The following is a 16,224-nucleotide window of genomic DNA, read 5'->3' as shown; positions in this document are numbered from 1 at the left end:
GCGTAGGGGGAAAATTACCATTCCATTCCCATTAATTGGTAACCGCCTCTATGTCATTGATAAATTGTCCCGTGTTCGGGGATTATTTAACCAGTTTTGATGCCGACGGACATCCGATGTTACGGATCGTGATCCACAGAGGCTATCTTGCTGGGCCCGGCAGATACCTCGCCTCTTAGGTATTGCCAAGCTAATAGCGCCAACGTTAATGAGCGCTATGGCCAAACTATACTTCAATTACTCTACGATGAACGCTGGGAAATCGACAGTGCTTCTTCAAGCGTCTCACAACTATATCGAACGTGGGATGGAAACCTATCTGATGATTGCGCAGCTTGATAACCGCGCAGGCGAAGGCCGTGTGGGTAGCCGCATTGGCATTGGCGCCGAGGCAGATACATTCGCCCCTTCAGAAAACCTATTCGACAAAATCAAAGCGCGGCTTGATTCTGGCCCATGTGCTTGCGTCTTTGTGGACGAGGCCCAGTTTCTTGAACCGGAGCAGGTCTGGCAGCTTGCCCGTGCTGTTGACGACCTGCGCGTACCAATCATGACCTATGGCTTACGCGTCGATTTCCTAGGAGAGCTCTTTCCCGGTTCCGCCGCACTTTTGGCATTAGCCGATGAAATGCGCGAAGTCCGCACAATTTGTCACTGTGGAAAAAAAGCCACGATGGTTGTCCGTAAAGACGAAAATGGGCAAGTTTCACGATCGGGCGACCAGATCGTCATTGGCGGTAATGATCGTTATGTGTCGCTGTGCCGTCGCCACTGGCGTGAAGAAATGGGCGACACCGCGCAGCCTTAATAAAAACTTTGCGGGTCGATATCGATTGTGAGCCGTAGGTTATTTGGCAATCGAAACTGCCCCGCCCACTGCGCCAACGCCTGTTGTAGCGGCGCAGTTTTTTCAGCCTTCACCAACAACCTAACGCGATGTTTCCCCCGAACTCGGGCAATCGGCGCAGGCGCAGGACCAAAGACTTGCGCCCCAATCCGCCGCAGCGGTTCATCCCGACGCGCCATTTCGGCACCAAGATCGAACACCTCTTGGACATTTGGACTACTCAAAACAATGCCCGCCATTCGGCCGTAGGGCGGAACGCCCGCTGCTTTACGCTCTGCGGCTTCAGCAGCCCAGAACGCCTCTTCGTCGCCAGCTAGAATCGAACGGATCACGGCATGTTCGGGTTGGTAGGTCTGTAGCATCGCCTCACCCGGGGCCTCTGCCCGTCCAGCACGGCCTGCAACCTGACGCATCAATTGAAACGTCCGCTCGGCCGCGCGCAAGTCCGAACCTTGAAGGCCAAGATCAGCGTCAATGACACCAACAAGCGTCAGCTTGGGAAAGTTATGCCCTTTTGCAACCAGCTGCGTCCCGATGATAATATCGGTCCCGCCTTGGGCGATTTCTTCGATATGTGCCTTCATCGCGCGGGCAGAGCCATACAGATCGGACGAAAGCACCGCGATCCGCGCATCTGGGAACAGCTCAGCAACTTCTTCGCCCATACGCTCAACCCCAGGACCAACCGCGCTTAGACGATCTTCGGCCTCGCAATGGGGGCAAACGGTGGGCATCGGTTTAGTTTCACCGCACTGGTGGCACATAAGCCGCTTGAGGAACCGGTGTTCAACCATACGCGCGTCGCATTGATCACAAGCTATCTGATGACCACAAGCACGGCAAATCGTGACCGGCGCATAACCACGACGGTTCAAAAACACGAGCGACTGCTCGCCCTTTTCCAACCGCTGCGCAATGGCGCCTCGCAGTGACGGCGAAACCCATTTGCCACCGGGCAGATCCTCGGCACGCATATCGATCGCAGACATTTTCGGCAGAACAGACGCCCCGAAACGGGATTTTAGCTCAAGCCGCTGATATTTCCCCGCCTCAACATTAGCCCAGCTTTCAAGGCTAGGCGTGGCCGACGCCAAAACCACCTGCGCACCATTTATCGCTGCGCGCAGAACAGTCATATCGCGGGCGTTATACAGCACGCCGTCTTCTTGTTTGTAGGACGTGTCATGTTCTTCATCGACGACCACCAGCCCAAGGTTCTGAAACGGCAAGAACAGTGCTGACCGTGCACCAACGACCATCTGCGCATCACCCTGCCCAACCATGCGCCAACAACGGCGGCGTTCGGTCATCGTTACACCCGAATGCCATTCTGCGGGCTTCATCCCAAATCGCGCCTCGACCCGGTTAATAAACTCACCAGACAAGGCAATCTCTGGCAGCAAAACCAGCGCCTGCCTGCCCATCCGCAGACATTCAGCAACGGCCTCCAGGTAAACCTCGGTCTTTCCAGACCCGGTCACCCCCTTCAGCAAAGTCGTTCCGTATTTGTCGCTGCGCAGCGCGTCACGTAATGCCTCGGCACCAACTGTCTGATCGGCGCTTAGCTCTTTGCCACCGTAATCGGGGTCCAGCCTCGGATAGGGCGTATCACGCGGGGCTTCCTCCTCGCGCACGGCACCGTGTTTGACCAATCCCTTAACGACCGATGTCCCAACACCCGCCATTTCAGCCAGTTCGCCCAGTGTAAACGATAGCCCGCCATAATCACGTAGCACCGCCAGCACCTTTTCGCGGGCATCGGTCATGCGGTCAGGCACACCATCAGCAAGGCGATAGACCTTGCGCATCGACTGCGCATCACCAAGACCGGGCGCTCGGGTGGCCAGACGCAACATCGCATGTAACGGGGTCAGCGTGTAATCAGCAGCACGCGTTAGAAATACTCGCATCTCATCACGCATCGGGGCGACATCCAGAACGCGGATGACCGACCGGATTTTACTGCGGTCGTAATCACCCTGCCCCGGTCCCCAAACAACACCCAGCACTTTGCGCGGCCCCAAAGGCACCTCAACAAAGGCCCCCAAGTGACATCCACCTTCAGGGGCTTTATAATCCAATAAGCGATCAAGCGGTTGTGCGGTCAAAACCCCAACCAAATCGCCCTCGTGGAAATAGCTATCTGTCATATCAGCCTTTTGCGGGTTCACGCTGTGCCTGACATCAGGTAAACGCTGACACAACAAACACCAACCCATACTCGGAGTGAAGACATGAAGTTTTTCGTAGATACCGCTGAGATCGACCAGATCAAAGAGCTCAACGACCTAGGCATGGTCGATGGTGTCACAACCAACCCATCGCTGATCGCTAAATCTGGCCGTGACATCTTGGAAGTCACAAAAGAAATCTGTGACATCGTCGATGGCCCAGTTTCCGCCGAAGTCGTCGCTCTTGACGCCGAAGGCATGCTGGCCGAAGGCCGCAAACTGGCCAAAATCGCAAAAAACATCGCTGTAAAAGTTCCACTCACATGGGCTGGCCTGCAAACATGTAAAGCGCTGTCCGACGAAGGTACCATGGTCAACGTGACCCTCTGCTTCTCAGCGAACCAAGCACTGTTGGCCGCCAAAGCAGGCGCAACATTCATCAGCCCCTTCATCGGTCGTTTGGATGACATCAACATCGACGGTCTGGAACTGATCGAAGACATCCGCACCATCTATGACAACTACGGCTTCGACACACAGATCCTTGCCGCGTCGATCCGTTCTGCCAACCACATGTCAGAATGCGCAAAAATCGGCGCCGATGTTGCAACCGCACCACCCGCAGTGATCAAAGCGATGGCCAACCATCTGCTGACCGACAAAGGTCTGGCCGGCTTCATGGCTGACATCGAAAAAGCAGGCATTAAAATCCTGTAAAGGACAACGCCCGCCAAGTTACGCAAGCGTGACTTGGCGGGGCCGCCACCACTAAATGCGAGCGTCAAAGAGACAATTTCGGGTTGACTTTGATGTCCGGCGTGCGGACAAACCAGACCTTAATCATTCCTCGGCGGATACAGACGCAGTGTCGTCCAAATAAAATTCAGCATTATTATTCGTGCACCAATCTTCCAATTCGGTCTTTAGCAACGGCCAAAGGTCTCTTGCCCATTCTGGTGCCTTCCTTTCCCAGGCCCTTTGGGTTGGAAGATATGCAGCATACACGCCCATAGGTAGCTCAAGAATGAAACTGCCGCTAGGACCGGACACGACGAGTTCTTCCTTCCAGCGGGGTCTAAATCGGAAAGTTTTTTGTGGCCGTGGCCTAAATGGATTGATGAAAAAACGATTGAACATACTAGCAATGTAATGCGGCTCGTTAGAAAATTATAGGTTGGTATGGGCGCGAAGCAGACATTGGCCCGGCATGATTTCACACTTGTATATGCGCAGCCTCACCGCCGACATTTTTGACGGCTAAAACCGTCCGCACGCTCCATTAACCCCGCAAATCCCCGCCAAAAGTCCGACGCTTTGCTGACGCGATGCCGCCGCATTGCCGACCGTGGATTCCTCAATGAAATAAACCGTTAACCCACGATTCGCGACAAACTGCGAGAACCACCGTACCGTGGGGGCGAGCACCCCCCTTAGGCGCGGTAAAGTGAGTCCCAAAAGTCACCCTGCATCACCACGCAAAAATAGTTGCAGAACCCTGCGCCTCAGTCTGTTACACTTTTGTCAAAACAAAAGAGCAGGCTTATGAGTAAACCCGAGATGGACGAAAAAACCCGCGAGCAGATCATCGCTAACCCGAACCTTTTGCTTGAGGATCACGACGTCATGCGTGCCCTTGTGGGTGGTGATGACGACAACAAGGGTGGGAATATTGTTGACCTGCGCGGCATCGCTATGGAACGGCTAGAGGCGCGTTTTGATCGCCTTGAGGACACCCATCGCAACGTCATCGCCGCCGCCTATGATAATCTGGCTGGCACCAATCAGGTACACCGCGCGATTCTGCGCATGATGGACGCTGACACGTTCACTGCGTTTCTTGATGATCTAACGGGCGATGTCGCAAACACCTTGCGCGTTGATGCAATCCGGTTGGTTCTAGAAAGCGCTGAACCCGAGGCAGACAACGATATGGGTCCAGCCGTCGCCGTGGTCCCCGAAGGGTTCATTGACGATTACATCACCCTTGGTCGTAATATGCCCGTCCGCCAGATCACCCTGCGCAAATTCGATAACGCGGGTGCCAGCCTTTACGGCGAACGCGCTGGTTATATCCAGTCCGAGGCATGTCTCAAGCTTGACCTTGGCGAAGGCAACCGCCCCGGAATGCTGATCATGGGGTCCGAAGACCCGCAGCAGTTCACAGCGCAACAAGGCACCGATTTGCTGACCTTCTTTACAGGCGTCTTTGAACGGGTCATGCGCCGCTGGCTGGGATAAGCCGATGATTTCGCCAGCACTCACAGATGTTTTGGGCAAATGGCTGGATCACCAGCGCGCCTTGTCAGGTGCTGCCGAAAATACGCTAAAGGCCTATCAAACCGACGTGTTAGGTTTTTTGTCATTCATGACCCACCACAATGGCGGTTCGCAAGGGTTAGCCCCAATCGCAAAGATTGGCGTGCGCGACATGCGGTCTTGGATGGCACATGAACGTGGTCGCGGTGTTGGTGCACGGTCGCTTGCGCGATCATTGTCTGCGGTAAAGTCTTTCTATCGCTGGCTGGCTGAACGCGAGGGGTTTGAGCCCACAGCCGTCTTATCCACGCGGTCACCGAAGTTTCAGAAAAAGCTCCCTCGGCCATTGGCCGAAGACGCGGCCACGGCGATGATCGAAACAGTCGAACTGCAAGCCCGCGAGCCATGGGTTGCCGCCCGCGACAGTGCGGTCGTTACGCTGTTATACGGATGCGGCCTGCGGATTTCAGAGGCATTGGGCCTAAAGGGTGCCGATGCCCCCCTGCCCGCTGTGCTGCGGATCACCGGTAAGGGCGATAAAGAACGGATCGTGCCAGTGATTGACGCAGCACGTGATGCGGTAGATGCCTATCTACGCATGTGCCCCTACCCTAAGGAACCGGGCGAGCCGCTGTTCAGGGCAGTCCGCGGCGGCCCGCTTTCCCCGCGTGCAATCCAGAAAGTTATGGCGCAAACGCGCATGCAGCTTGGGCTGCCAGCGACGGCGACCCCACATGCAATGCGACATTCTTTTGCGACCCATCTGCTTGCGGCAGGGGGTGACCTGCGTGCGATCCAAGAACTGCTTGGACATGCCTCGCTATCGACAACCCAAGCCTATACCGCCGTTGACGCCGCACGATTGATGGAAGTCTACGACAAGGCACACCCAAAGGCGTGACTAACCGATTGCCCCCTGCTGCGTTTTCCACCATGAAGTCCCTATGACATTAAAATCCAAAGCCCTTGCCGTTCATCTCCTTACTGCCACCGGTGCCGTTTTTGCCATGCTTGCAATGCTAGCCGCGGTTGATGAGCAGTGGAACATGATGTTCCTGTGGTTGGTTGTCGCGTTCTTTGTCGACGGAATCGATGGGCCGCTCGCGCGGCGCTATGACGTCAAAACAAATGCGCCGATTTTCGATGGCGTGCTACTGGACCTAATCATCGACTATCTGACCTATGTCTTTGTGCCTGCATACGCCCTATTCAAATCGGGGCTATTGCCCGGTTGGACCGGGTGGTTCGCAATCATCATCATTACCTTCACATCCGCGATGTATTTTGCAGATACGCGGATGAAAACCAAGGATAATTCATTCTCCGGTTTTCCCGGCTGTTGGAACATGCTTGTGCTTGTGATCTTCGCGCTCGCGCCCAATTTTTGGGTCTCACTGTTCTTGGTTGCAAGCCTCGCCGTCGCGATGTTCTTACCGCTTAAATTTGTTCACCCTGTCCGGACAGAACGTTGGCGGGGGGTTACTTTGCCGATGGCGCTTGCTTGGACATTCTTTGCTGGCTGGGCTGCTTGGGTTGATTTCCACCCCGAAAGCCTTGCGCATTGGGGGCTGGTCATCACTTCTGTTTACCTGCTTTTGGTCGGAGTCGTGCAGCAAATCGTTCCCGAGAAAACGGCCGCTTAAATCAGCAACCCTGCAGCGCCTTCTAAACGTAGCAAGGCGACCTTTGCCTCGACCCCGCCTTCACCGGAATACCCGCCTAACCCGTTTGCGCCCAATACTCTGTGACATGGAATCAAGATAGCGATTGGGTTTGCGCCGCAGGCTTGCCCAATCGCTTGGGCCGAGACACCTAGTAATCTGGCTAAGTCTCCGTAGGTGCGGGTTTCACCGTATGGAATCGCGCAAAGCGCGCCGTAGAAATCTGATTGGAATGCGGTGGCGCGTGGTGCGAGCGGCACGGAGAAGGTCGTAAGCATTCCTGCGAAATACGCGGCGACTTCGGTTGACAGGCGATCGAATAACGCACCATCTGTTAGCGTGCCCGCCCGCCCCCATATCAGCCGCGTTATAGCGCCATCAGTTGCATCTGCACCAATCGCGCCTACAGGCGAGCTTTCACAAATCAGACCGGTCATCATGATTGCCCTTCTTAAACCCGCCGTCCGTCTTGGATTACGCGGTCCTCGTTCTTAGGTACACATCTAAGGAGTCCACGATGCAACGCTTTTCTCTTCTCGATCTATCACCCGTCCCTGAAGGCCAAACAGCAGCTAATGCGCTTTCGCATACAGTTGAATTAGCACAACTTGCTGAAAATGAAGGCTATTACCGCTATTGGTTGGCCGAACACCATAATATGCCCGGTATCGCGTCGGCGGCGACCGCAGTTGTCATCGGCCATGTTGCCAGCGCGACAAAGACGATCCGCGTTGGTGCCGGCGGCATTATGTTGCCAAACCACGCACCGCTGATGATTGCGGAACAATTCGGTACGCTTGCAACGCTTTACCCAGATCGTATTGATCTGGGCTTGGGTCGCGCGCCTGGAACGGACATGCAAACCGCTCGTGCCCTACGTCGACACATGGCGCCCGAGGATAGTTTCCCGCAAGATGTGCAGGAACTGATCGCCTATCTTGGGGATGATCCGACGCCAGTTCAGGCGATCCCAGGCGCAGGAACTAACGTGCCCGTTTGGATTTTGGGTTCAAGCCTTTACGGTGCTCAACTAGCTGCGCATTTGGGGCTACCCTATGCATTTGCATCCCACTTTGCACCCACGATGCTTGAACAAGCGATCGAGGTCTATCGCGGTACATTCCGCCCATCAGCGTGGCTGGCAAAGCCATACGTCATGATGGCGGCAGGTGTTTGTGCGGCAGACACCGATGAACGGGCGGCATATCTGCGCACATCGCAACAGCTGGCCTTTGCCCGATTGCGAATGGGCAAGCCCGGCAAACTGCCACTTCCGGTGAATGACATCGCAGCCGAAGTCCCTGCCCAAGTCCTCACGCAGGTCAATGCCGCGCTTGGGTGTTCTGCGACAGGCTCGGCGCAGACGATTAAAACCCAGCTGCAAAGCCTGCTGGATAGTTTTCAACCAGACGAGCTGATGGTGACGGGTATGATCCACGATCACAGTGAACGACTGCGTTCATTTGAAATCGCAGCAGAGGTTTTACGCGATCTTCAGGCCGCTTAACGAAAAATCCCCGCCCCTTTTCTGGGGGCGGGGATAAAAGTCTTAGCTTAATGCTGCGTCACAACGTCCGCACACACCTTCGTGTGTGTGCTTGCCAACGTCGGGCAGGATTTTCCAACAGCGCTGACATTTGTCGCCCTCTGCACGGGCAAAGACCACGGCAACATCTGCGACTTCGTCCAATGCGAACGCATCCGCTGGTGCTGCGTCTGTTGACACGTTGATGCCAGAGGTAATGCACAGATCATCAAAGCTGACTGTCTCAAGAACTTTGGCGACATCGGCAGTTACAAACACAGTTGGCGCGGCCTCAAGCGATGCACCGATCACCTTATTTGTACGCTCAACCTCAAGCGCACCCGTCACCACGCGGCGGACCTGACGCACAACAGCCCATTTTGTGGCCAATGCGTCGTCGCGCCATGCGGCAGGCGTTTCGGCAAAGTCTTCCAGGTGGATCGAGCTGTCGTCACCCGGGAAGCGCTCTAACCAGACCTCTTCCATCGTGAAGGTTAGCATTGGGGCCAACCATTTCGTCAAGCGGTGGAACAGGATATCCAGAACCGTACGCGATGCACGGCGTCGTGCTGTATCGCCGTCGCAGTACAGCGCATCCTTGCGGATATCGAAGTAGAACGCGGATAGTTCAAGCGTGGCAAAGGTAAACACCGCTTGGAACACACCTTGGAAGTCGTATTTCGCGTAGCCTTCCCGCACCTGTTCATCCAGCTCGGACAAACGGTGTAGCAACCAACGCTCTAGCTCTGGCATATCGGCAGGCTCGACACGGTCAGCTTCGGTAAAGTCCGCAAGTGAACCCAGCATGAAACGTAGCGTGTTGCGCAAACGGCGATAGCTGTCAGCCACACCTTTCAGGATTTCGTCCCCGATGCGGTGATCGTGTTTATAGTCGGTCGTCGCCACCCACAGGCGCAGGATATCTGCGCCGTATTGCTTCACCACTTGTTCGGGCACGATTGTGTTGCCCAAGGATTTGGACATCTTTTCGCCCTTGGCATCCAGCGTAAACGCGTGGGTGACAACAGCACGGTAAGGCGCGTGCCCAATCGTGCCACAGGCCTGCAACATCGACGAATGGAACCAACCACGGTGCTGATCCGTACCCTCAAGGTAAACATCAGCCATGCCGTCTTCGGACCCATCCGCACGGTCACGCAGAACAAACGCGTGGGTCGAACCAGAGTCGAACCAAACGTCCAAAATGTCGAACACTTGATCATAAGCATCGTGATCAACATCATCACCCAAGAACCGCGCCTTAGCACCATCCGCATACCAAGCATCGGCACCGTCAGCTTCGAATGCCTCAAGCACGCGAGCGTTGACCGCCTCATTGCGCAGCAAGAAATCCGGATCAGTTGGCAGCGCACCTTTCTTGGTGAAGCAAGTCAGTGGCACACCCCAAGCACGTTGGCGCGACAGCACCCAATCGGGGCGGGCCTCGATCATAGAGTACAGACGGTTACGGCCCGTCTGCGGCGTCCAAGTGACCAGTTCATCAATGGAACGCAGGGCGCGTTCACGGATCGTGGTGCCATATTGGTCTTGGCCGTCACCAACCGCACGATCCACGGCGGCGAACCACTGTGGCGTGTTGCGATAGATTACCGGTGCTTTGGAACGCCAAGAATGCGGATAGCTGTGTTTGATCACACCGCGCGCAAATAGCCCATCAACCTCGGTCAGCTTCGACATCACGGCAGTGTTCGCGTCGCCTTCCCAAGGGTTGTTCTTGTTCTTTTTGTTGGGCTTGTCGCGCAGGATTTTCGCACCGCCAAAGAATGGAAGATCAGCCCGCAAGGAACCGTCTTCCATCACGTTGTAAGTGATCACTTGTTCCAACATACCAAGATCGCGGTACAGTTCGAATTCGTCCATACCGTGGGATGGGGCGCAGTGTACAAAACCTGTACCTTCGTCTTCGGTCACAAATGGGGCCGCGCGGAAATCGCGGGCATCATCCCATTCGCCATTGCTGCCTTCCGCACCCGCGAGCGGGTGAGACAAAGACGTTTCTGACATATCGCCAGCGTCGCTGACGCGCGTAAACTGATCGATACGAGCCTTTGCGAACACTGCTTCGACTTGCTTGTCAGCAAGGATGTAACGCTCGCCTTTGCGAACCCAGTTATCCTCTGGGGCATCGGTTACTTCGTAAACGCCGTAAGAAATGGTTTCTGAATAGACGACCGCCTTGTTCGATGGGATAGTCCAAGGCGTCGTTGTCCAGATCACAACGCTTGCGCCTTTCAGCGCTGCGTTGTTGGTTTCACGCACAGGGAATTTGACCCAGATCGCAAAGCTCTCTTTATCGGCATATTCCACCTCGGCCTCGGCCAATGCGGTTTGTTCAACTGGCGACCACATCACGGGCTTAGAGCCCTGATACAATGTGCCGTTCATCAAGAATTTCTGGAATTCCTCAGCGATGACTTTCTCTGCGTGGAAGTTCATCGTCAGATAGGGTTCGTCCCAATTGCCGGTGATCCCGAGACGTTTGAATTCCTCGCGTTGGATATCCACCCAGCCTTGGGCGAATTTGCGACATTGCTGACGGAAATCAACGACAGGCACGTCGTCCTTGTTCTGGCCTTTGTTGCGGTACTGCTCTTCGATTTTCCATTCGATAGGCAACCCGTGACAATCCCACCCCGGGATATAACGCGCGTCGCGGCCCATCATCTGGTGCGAACGTACAACCATATCTTTCAGGATTTTGTTCAGCGCGTGACCGATGTGCAGGTGGCCGTTCGCATACGGCGGGCCATCGTGCAGGGTGAACGGTTTACGCCCATCTGCCTTTGCACGCAGCTTTTCATACACGCCGATCTGCGCCCAACGGGCCAGCCAATCGGGTTCGCGTTTTGGCAATCCCGCCCGCATCGGGAAATCGGTGCGTGGCAGGTTCAATGTGTCTTTATAGTCTGTGGTCTCGGCGCACATGTGGAGCGTCCTCTGAAAATCGGGAATTCATATAGGTAAGGAGCGGTGCGCATACGCCGACACCATTTTCCCGGCTGGTTTGAGGCAATCAAACCGCCGGGCAGATAATGCGTATGATCATCATGCTCAACTTCATGAAGCTGCTTATAGGCAGGGTCGCGATGGTGGTAAAGGGTCGTGTTTGCAGACGTCTGTGTCGCCTATAAAGTTTCAATTCATTGTAACACCTTCGAAAACCTGCAACGGTTACACCGTTGGCTCTTAGGGAAATTCTCAATGCCATTAGATGACAAGACGTTTATTTGGGCCGTGAAGTGCCTGAGCGGCGAAATCTCGCGAGACATGAGAATGGTCGTGTTGCAACTAGATGGCCTATCCGCCAAGTTCAGATACTATCTTGACAGCGAACCCAATGATTTCACGCGTGAAAGAGCCGAAATCATAGCGGTAAACTTTGACTCAGGTCTAAGTTATGCCCTCAATCATCTTGATATAGAATTGGTGTATTCGACTGACCCTTTGGGGCGGCTTGATAATCTTGATGTGGTTCTGTTCCGTAGATGGGAGAACGATGCTGTTGATACGACACCTGATGAATAATTGGATCACCTTGAATTCATGCGGACAAGCATCTTGCACACATCCCTTGCCAGCCGTGATTTGAGCTGCTACCCACTCCGCCATGACTAACATGATGACGACAACCATGACCAAGATGACCACCGCTCTCGCGGGGGAATGTTTGGTATGGGCGCATCACAGCTAACCTAAGCCAAACAAAAAACCCCGCCGGACTGGACGGGGTTTTGTTTTAGTTAGCCCCGTCTTCCAAAACACCAAAGGAAGACTAAACCATGAATGCCCATAATCCCCCCGCCCCCGAAAGCGATGCCCCTGTTGTTGCAATTGTTGGCGCGACAGGTGCTGTTGGCCTTGCGCTGATCCATAGCCTTGAACAACGTAACTTTCCGGTTGGTGAGCTGCGCCTGCTTGCGTCCGCCCGGTCCGCTGGTCGCAGTATGTCGTTTCGCGGGAACAAGGTTCCGGTGCAGGAACTGACAGAAAACAGCTTTGCAGGCGTCGATATCGCGTTCTTTTCTGCCGGTGCTTCGATTTCACGCAAATTCGCGCCACTTGCCGTGGATGCGGGCGCACAAGTGATCGACAACTCTTCGGCATTTCGGATGCAAGATGACGTGCCGCTGATCGTGCCAGAGGCGAACGGCAAAGAACTGGACGCCGCTCCGCGTATTATCGCGAACCCCAACTGTATCGCGGCGATCCTGACAACCGCGCTTGCCCCGCTGCATGAACGTTGGTCTATTACACGCCTGTCCATGTCCACATATCAGGCCGCCTCTGGTGGTGGTGCCGAAATGATGGAAGAACTGCGCGAAGGCACCCGCGCGCATCTTAACGGCGAAGAATTTGAACCTAAGATTCTGCCCCATTCATATGCATTCAATATCTTTAGTCATAACTCTGATGTGGATCCCGAAACCGGATATAACGGCGAAGAACTCAAGGTGATCGCCGAGACACGTCGTATCCTTGGCCAGCCTATTCTTCCGATCAGCGTGACCTGTATTCGTGTTCCGATCTTGCGTGCGCATGGGATTTCATTGTCGATCCGCTTTGACGAACATGTAAACACCGACAGCATTCGCAACGCCCTGAACGGCGCACCGGGTATTCGTGTCGTCGATGATCGCGAAGCGAACCATTTCCCAATGCCGTCCGAAGCATCAGGTGAACAGGATGTGTTGGTCGGTCGTATCCGCGACGATCTGGGTGACCCATCGGGCCGCACTTCAACCATGTTTATTGTGGGTGACCAGTTACTTAAGGGGGCCGCACAAAACGCTGTGCAAATCGCCGAGGCGCTGCGCGTCAAAGCTGCAGCCTAGCGACAATAAGAACCGCTTCGATACCGTGCGGTGTCGAAGTGGAAATGATCGAGATGAAACCTGTTTGCTTCGGGGCCCAGCACGGTCCCGAAGGGACCACATGCGGCCCGCCACATCTGGCGCAACTGGCGACCATCCGAAGCCGTCCCCCAGCCTGACAGAACCGTAATCTCGCTACCGTCTTTTAGACCTATACCCGCGATGTCGATTGCACGCCCATGGGCATGCTCAGACAGTCGCCCACTTGCTGCATTGTTGCGATTACGGCACGCATAATGGGACACGACACGCAAACTCGCAATGCCACCGCCATCGTTGCCGACAGCAGGAATTGCCCCGCGATCAACCCATCGCTTGAGCGCAGCAGCGGTCTGGCAATCCATTGTCGCCGCAGGTCGAAGCAGCACACCAGAAACGGAACGGACCCTTACCGCATTCGAAACGCCGCAAGCCCCCGGCCCGTCGACCCGCCCGAGTGATTGTCCTTGAATCGCGATATCATTACAAACCTGCCCACGCAGCCGCGCCAGACGGCGCTCGTCCGCGGCGATTTCTATCGCTTGCGGGCGCTTGGCCGGACGCAAAGAGCCGAGCACAGCAAAGGGACTGATCGCAAACACCCCACGTTCGGCACGTGCCTCTGGTCGTGTATGTGCGCCATGCACCATATCAGGCCGATCATAGGGACGTACAACCGGACGCAGCATTGGTGGCTGGACATATGTGCCGCGCGCAACGGGGCGCAGCAGTGGTCTGTCATCTTGGGCGCTGGCCACACCAGCCCAAAGGACCAGCATCGCTACCGCCAAGCGCATCACTTTGATGGCGCCGTATTACGGCCAAAGTCCGGCGCATCAGTATCTTGGCCCGCCTCGACAATTGAACGTCGGATCGCACGGGTATGCGTGAAATAATCGAACAGATGATCACCGTCGCCTTGGCGAATGGCCCGCTGAAGCGCGAACAGTTCCTCAGTAAAGCGACCCAAAATTTCGAGTGTCGCTTCTTTGTTGTTCAAGAACACATCGCGCCACATGGTCGGGTCAGACGCTGCAATACGGGTAAAGTCCCGGAAACCAGCGGCCGAGTATTTGATCACTTCGCTGTCTGTCACGCGACTAAGGTCATCGGCGACACCGACCATCGTATAAGCAATCAGGTGCGGGGTATGGCTGGTGACAGCCAAGACCAGATCGTGGTGATCCGGGTCCATCTCATCAACATTACTGCCTATACCGCGCCACAGATCAGCCACGCGATCAACCGCTTCCCGGTCGGAACCTTCGACAGGTACGATAATGCAAAAGCGATTATCGAATAGTTCAGCAAACCCCGACCGAGGACCAGAATGCTCGGTCCCTGCCAGCGGGTGTGCGGGAATAAAGTGAACGCCTGCGGGGATATGCGGTGCCACAGCATCAATCACGGTACGCTTCACAGACCCCACATCACTGACAGTCGCGCCCGGTTTCAACACCGGGCCAATTTCAGCAGCAACGGCGCCCATCGCACCAACAGGCACACACAGCACAACAAGATCGGCACCTTCTACGGCTTCTGCAGCACTATCACAGATACGATCACATAGGCCAATCTCGCCGGCGATATCGCGAGTTTCCTCGGACCGTGCGTAGCCAACGATTTCACCAGCGAGTCCAGCGCGGCGCATTGCGTGGCACATAGACGACGCAATGAGGCCCAATCCGATAAGGGCTACTCGACCATAAACTTGGGTCACTTCACGGCCCCCTTAAATTGCGCGACAGCGTGGACAACCCGGCGGCATGCGCTTTCATCACCTACGGTAATGCGCAAGCAATGCGGCAACTTGTACCCGGCAACCTTACGTACGATGATGCCAGCCTTGCGCAATGCTTCGTCACATGCATCTGCCTCTGTCTCATCCGCGAAACGGGCCAGAACAAAGTTAGCTGTTGAAGTATCAGATGGGACACCTAGCTCAGCCAGCGCTGTCGCCATCCATTCACGTAGGCGCGCGTTCTCGACCCGGCATTTTTCGGTGTATTCTGTGTCACGCACAGCGGCTTCGGCCGCTGCAAGCGCCGCTGATGACAGATTGAACGGCCCGCGAATACGATTCAGCACATCAATAATGTCTTGCGACGCGTAGCCCCAACCAACACGCATCCCACCAAGGCCATAAATCTTAGAAAAAGTGCGCGTCATGACAACATTCGCGTGGGTATCAACCAAGGATTTCCCAGCGTCAAAACCTTCGACATACTCCGCATAAGCGCCATCAAGAACAAGCAAGGCTTGCGGCGGCAAACCGTCAGCCAACCGTGTCACCTCTGCTGCGCCGAGCATCGTTCCTGTTGGGTTCGCAGGATTGGCAATATACACGAGCCTAGTCTTATCGCCGCATGCGGCCAAAATGGCATCGACGTCGATCACACGCTCACGCTCGGGTACTACGACAGGCGTCGCGCCACAGGCGCGTGCATAGATCGGGTACATTGAAAACCCGTGCTCGGTAAACACGACCTCGTCACCGGGGCCAGCATAGGCTTCAGACAATAGCTTGAGCACATCACCAGATCCGACACCACAAAATACCCGATGGGCATCGACGCCCCATACATCAGAGATCGCTTTGCGAAGACTGGCATGATCTGTTGACGGGTAACGGTGAAGGGTATGAACCGCGCGCGAAAATGCCTCTTTGGCTGCATCACTTGCGCCATATGGGTTTTCGTTTGACGAAAGCTTGAGAACATTGCTCACGCCATCCAAACTCGCGTCGCCGCCTTTATAAAGCGCGATGTCCAAAATACCCGGTTGCGGTTTAATACCGTCAGCCATTTTACCCTACCTTTATCATGTCGCATGTTTCTAACGCCCTGATCGGGGGCTGACCAGAGACAAGGCGCATACAGGGGCATTCCCGGCA

14 protein-coding genes are annotated in these 16,224 nt (G+C 55.2%); 8 read left to right on the top strand and 6 right to left on the bottom strand.

From position 1 onward, the window contains the following. Positions 1–217 precede the first annotated feature (217 nt). The gene (locus CYQ09_RS13075) at positions 218–808 is read left to right on the top strand and encodes a thymidine kinase (protein WP_106745831.1); all 591 of its coding nucleotides are present in this window, start codon (positions 218–220) and stop codon (positions 806–808) included. Here the strand turns inward: CYQ09_RS13075 and CYQ09_RS13070 are convergent. Further along, complete coding sequence (locus tag CYQ09_RS13070; protein WP_106745897.1) at positions 805–2,997, bottom strand: primosomal protein N'; 2,193 nt, start codon at positions 2,995–2,997, stop codon at positions 805–807. The two genes, CYQ09_RS13075 and CYQ09_RS13070, sit on opposite strands and share 4 nt — an antisense overlap. A gap of 84 nt (positions 2,998–3,081) precedes the next feature. Between CYQ09_RS13070 and fsa the strand changes: the two genes are divergently transcribed. The 4 genes from fsa (at position 3,082) to CYQ09_RS13045 (ending at position 6,917) form a co-directional block, all read left to right on the top strand. Continuing rightward, positions 3,082–3,735 (top strand): fructose-6-phosphate aldolase, encoded by a 654-nt coding sequence (gene fsa, locus CYQ09_RS13065; protein WP_106745830.1) that lies wholly within the window; start codon positions 3,082–3,084, stop codon positions 3,733–3,735. Positions 3,736–4,560: 825 nt separating this feature from the next. Further along, positions 4,561–5,256 (top strand): DUF484 family protein, encoded by a 696-nt coding sequence (locus CYQ09_RS13055; protein ID WP_106354801.1) that lies wholly within the window; start codon positions 4,561–4,563, stop codon positions 5,254–5,256. 4 nt (positions 5,257–5,260) lie between these two features. Further along, a complete protein-coding gene (locus tag CYQ09_RS13050; protein WP_106745828.1) occupies positions 5,261–6,175 on the top strand; it encodes a tyrosine recombinase XerC in 915 nt (304 codons plus the stop codon). Between the two features lie 43 nt (positions 6,176–6,218). Next, complete coding sequence (locus CYQ09_RS13045) at positions 6,219–6,917, top strand: CDP-alcohol phosphatidyltransferase family protein (RefSeq protein ID WP_106745827.1); 699 nt, start codon at positions 6,219–6,221, stop codon at positions 6,915–6,917. Here CYQ09_RS13045 and CYQ09_RS13040 read toward each other — a convergent pair. After that, entirely contained in the window at positions 6,914–7,372 is a 459-nt protein-coding gene (locus tag CYQ09_RS13040; protein WP_106745896.1) for a methylated-DNA--[protein]-cysteine S-methyltransferase, read from the bottom strand. The genes CYQ09_RS13045 and CYQ09_RS13040 overlap by 4 nt on opposite strands. A gap of 80 nt (positions 7,373–7,452) precedes the next feature. Between CYQ09_RS13040 and CYQ09_RS13035 the strand changes: the two genes are divergently transcribed. Then, the gene (locus CYQ09_RS13035) at positions 7,453–8,442 is read left to right on the top strand and encodes an LLM class flavin-dependent oxidoreductase (RefSeq protein ID WP_106745826.1); all 990 of its coding nucleotides are present in this window, start codon (positions 7,453–7,455) and stop codon (positions 8,440–8,442) included. Between the two features lie 42 nt (positions 8,443–8,484). Here the strand turns inward: CYQ09_RS13035 and ileS are convergent, their stop codons facing one another. Beyond that, entirely contained in the window at positions 8,485–11,406 is a 2,922-nt protein-coding gene (gene ileS / locus CYQ09_RS13030; protein ID WP_106745825.1) for an isoleucine--tRNA ligase, read from the bottom strand. Between the two features lie 276 nt (positions 11,407–11,682). On the opposite strand from ileS, the gene CYQ09_RS13025 reads away from it, so the two are divergent. Both CYQ09_RS13025 and CYQ09_RS13020 read left to right on the top strand, forming a co-directional pair. Beyond that, on the top strand, positions 11,683–12,006 hold the full coding sequence (locus CYQ09_RS13025; RefSeq protein WP_106745824.1) for a hypothetical protein: 324 nt from the start codon (positions 11,683–11,685) through the stop codon (positions 12,004–12,006). A gap of 254 nt (positions 12,007–12,260) precedes the next feature. Continuing rightward, entirely contained in the window at positions 12,261–13,313 is a 1,053-nt protein-coding gene (locus CYQ09_RS13020; RefSeq protein ID WP_106745823.1) for an aspartate-semialdehyde dehydrogenase, read from the top strand. On the opposite strand, the gene CYQ09_RS13015 is transcribed toward CYQ09_RS13020, so the two are convergent. The 3 genes from CYQ09_RS13015 to hisC are packed head-to-tail and all read right to left on the bottom strand — an operon-like array spanning position 13,310 to position 16,136. Then, the gene (locus tag CYQ09_RS13015; protein ID WP_239495945.1) at positions 13,310–14,110 is read right to left on the bottom strand and encodes an extensin family protein; all 801 of its coding nucleotides are present in this window, start codon (positions 14,108–14,110) and stop codon (positions 13,310–13,312) included. The two genes, CYQ09_RS13020 and CYQ09_RS13015, sit on opposite strands and share 4 nt — an antisense overlap. 17 nt (positions 14,111–14,127) lie before the next feature. Continuing rightward, complete coding sequence (locus CYQ09_RS13010; RefSeq protein WP_106745821.1) at positions 14,128–15,051, bottom strand: prephenate/arogenate dehydrogenase family protein; 924 nt, start codon at positions 15,049–15,051, stop codon at positions 14,128–14,130. Further along, on the bottom strand, positions 15,048–16,136 hold the full coding sequence (hisC, locus tag CYQ09_RS13005; RefSeq protein WP_106745820.1) for a histidinol-phosphate transaminase: 1,089 nt from the start codon (positions 16,134–16,136) through the stop codon (positions 15,048–15,050). The genes CYQ09_RS13010 and hisC overlap by 4 nt, the downstream gene beginning before the upstream one ends. Positions 16,137–16,224 lie beyond the last annotated feature (88 nt).

Origin of the sequence: Yoonia maritima (assembly GCF_002933395.1) — a bacterium.
Lineage (GTDB): Bacteria > Pseudomonadota > Alphaproteobacteria > Rhodobacterales > Rhodobacteraceae > Yoonia > Yoonia maritima_A.
The sequence above is the reverse complement of the archived record's forward strand: the minus strand, read 5'-3'. Positions and strand labels throughout refer to the sequence as shown.

Bases quoted from the DNA above. Each gene is read 5' to 3' on its own strand.
- CYQ09_RS13045 (WP_106745827.1), top strand. From the start codon at position 6,219: ATGACATTAAAATCCAAAGCCCTTGCCGTTCATCTCCTTACTGCCACC.
- CYQ09_RS13015 (WP_239495945.1), bottom strand. From the start codon at position 14,110: ATGCTGGTCCTTTGGGCTGGTGTGGCCAGCGCCCAAGATGACAGACCA.
- ileS (WP_106745825.1), bottom strand. From the start codon at position 11,406: ATGTGCGCCGAGACCACAGACTATAAAGACACATTGAACCTGCCACGC.
- fsa (WP_106745830.1), top strand. From the start codon at position 3,082: ATGAAGTTTTTCGTAGATACCGCTGAGATCGACCAGATCAAAGAGCTC.
- CYQ09_RS13075 (WP_106745831.1), top strand. From the start codon at position 218: ATGGCCAAACTATACTTCAATTACTCTACGATGAACGCTGGGAAATCG.
- CYQ09_RS13050 (WP_106745828.1), top strand. From the start codon at position 5,261: ATGATTTCGCCAGCACTCACAGATGTTTTGGGCAAATGGCTGGATCAC.
- CYQ09_RS13070 (WP_106745897.1), bottom strand. From the start codon at position 2,997: ATGACAGATAGCTATTTCCACGAGGGCGATTTGGTTGGGGTTTTGACC.
- CYQ09_RS13040 (WP_106745896.1), bottom strand. From the start codon at position 7,372: ATGACCGGTCTGATTTGTGAAAGCTCGCCTGTAGGCGCGATTGGTGCA.
- CYQ09_RS13055 (WP_106354801.1), top strand. From the start codon at position 4,561: ATGAGTAAACCCGAGATGGACGAAAAAACCCGCGAGCAGATCATCGCT.
- CYQ09_RS13035 (WP_106745826.1), top strand. From the start codon at position 7,453: ATGCAACGCTTTTCTCTTCTCGATCTATCACCCGTCCCTGAAGGCCAA.
- CYQ09_RS13025 (WP_106745824.1), top strand. From the start codon at position 11,683: ATGCCATTAGATGACAAGACGTTTATTTGGGCCGTGAAGTGCCTGAGC.
- hisC (WP_106745820.1), bottom strand. From the start codon at position 16,136: ATGGCTGACGGTATTAAACCGCAACCGGGTATTTTGGACATCGCGCTT.
- CYQ09_RS13020 (WP_106745823.1), top strand. From the start codon at position 12,261: ATGAATGCCCATAATCCCCCCGCCCCCGAAAGCGATGCCCCTGTTGTT.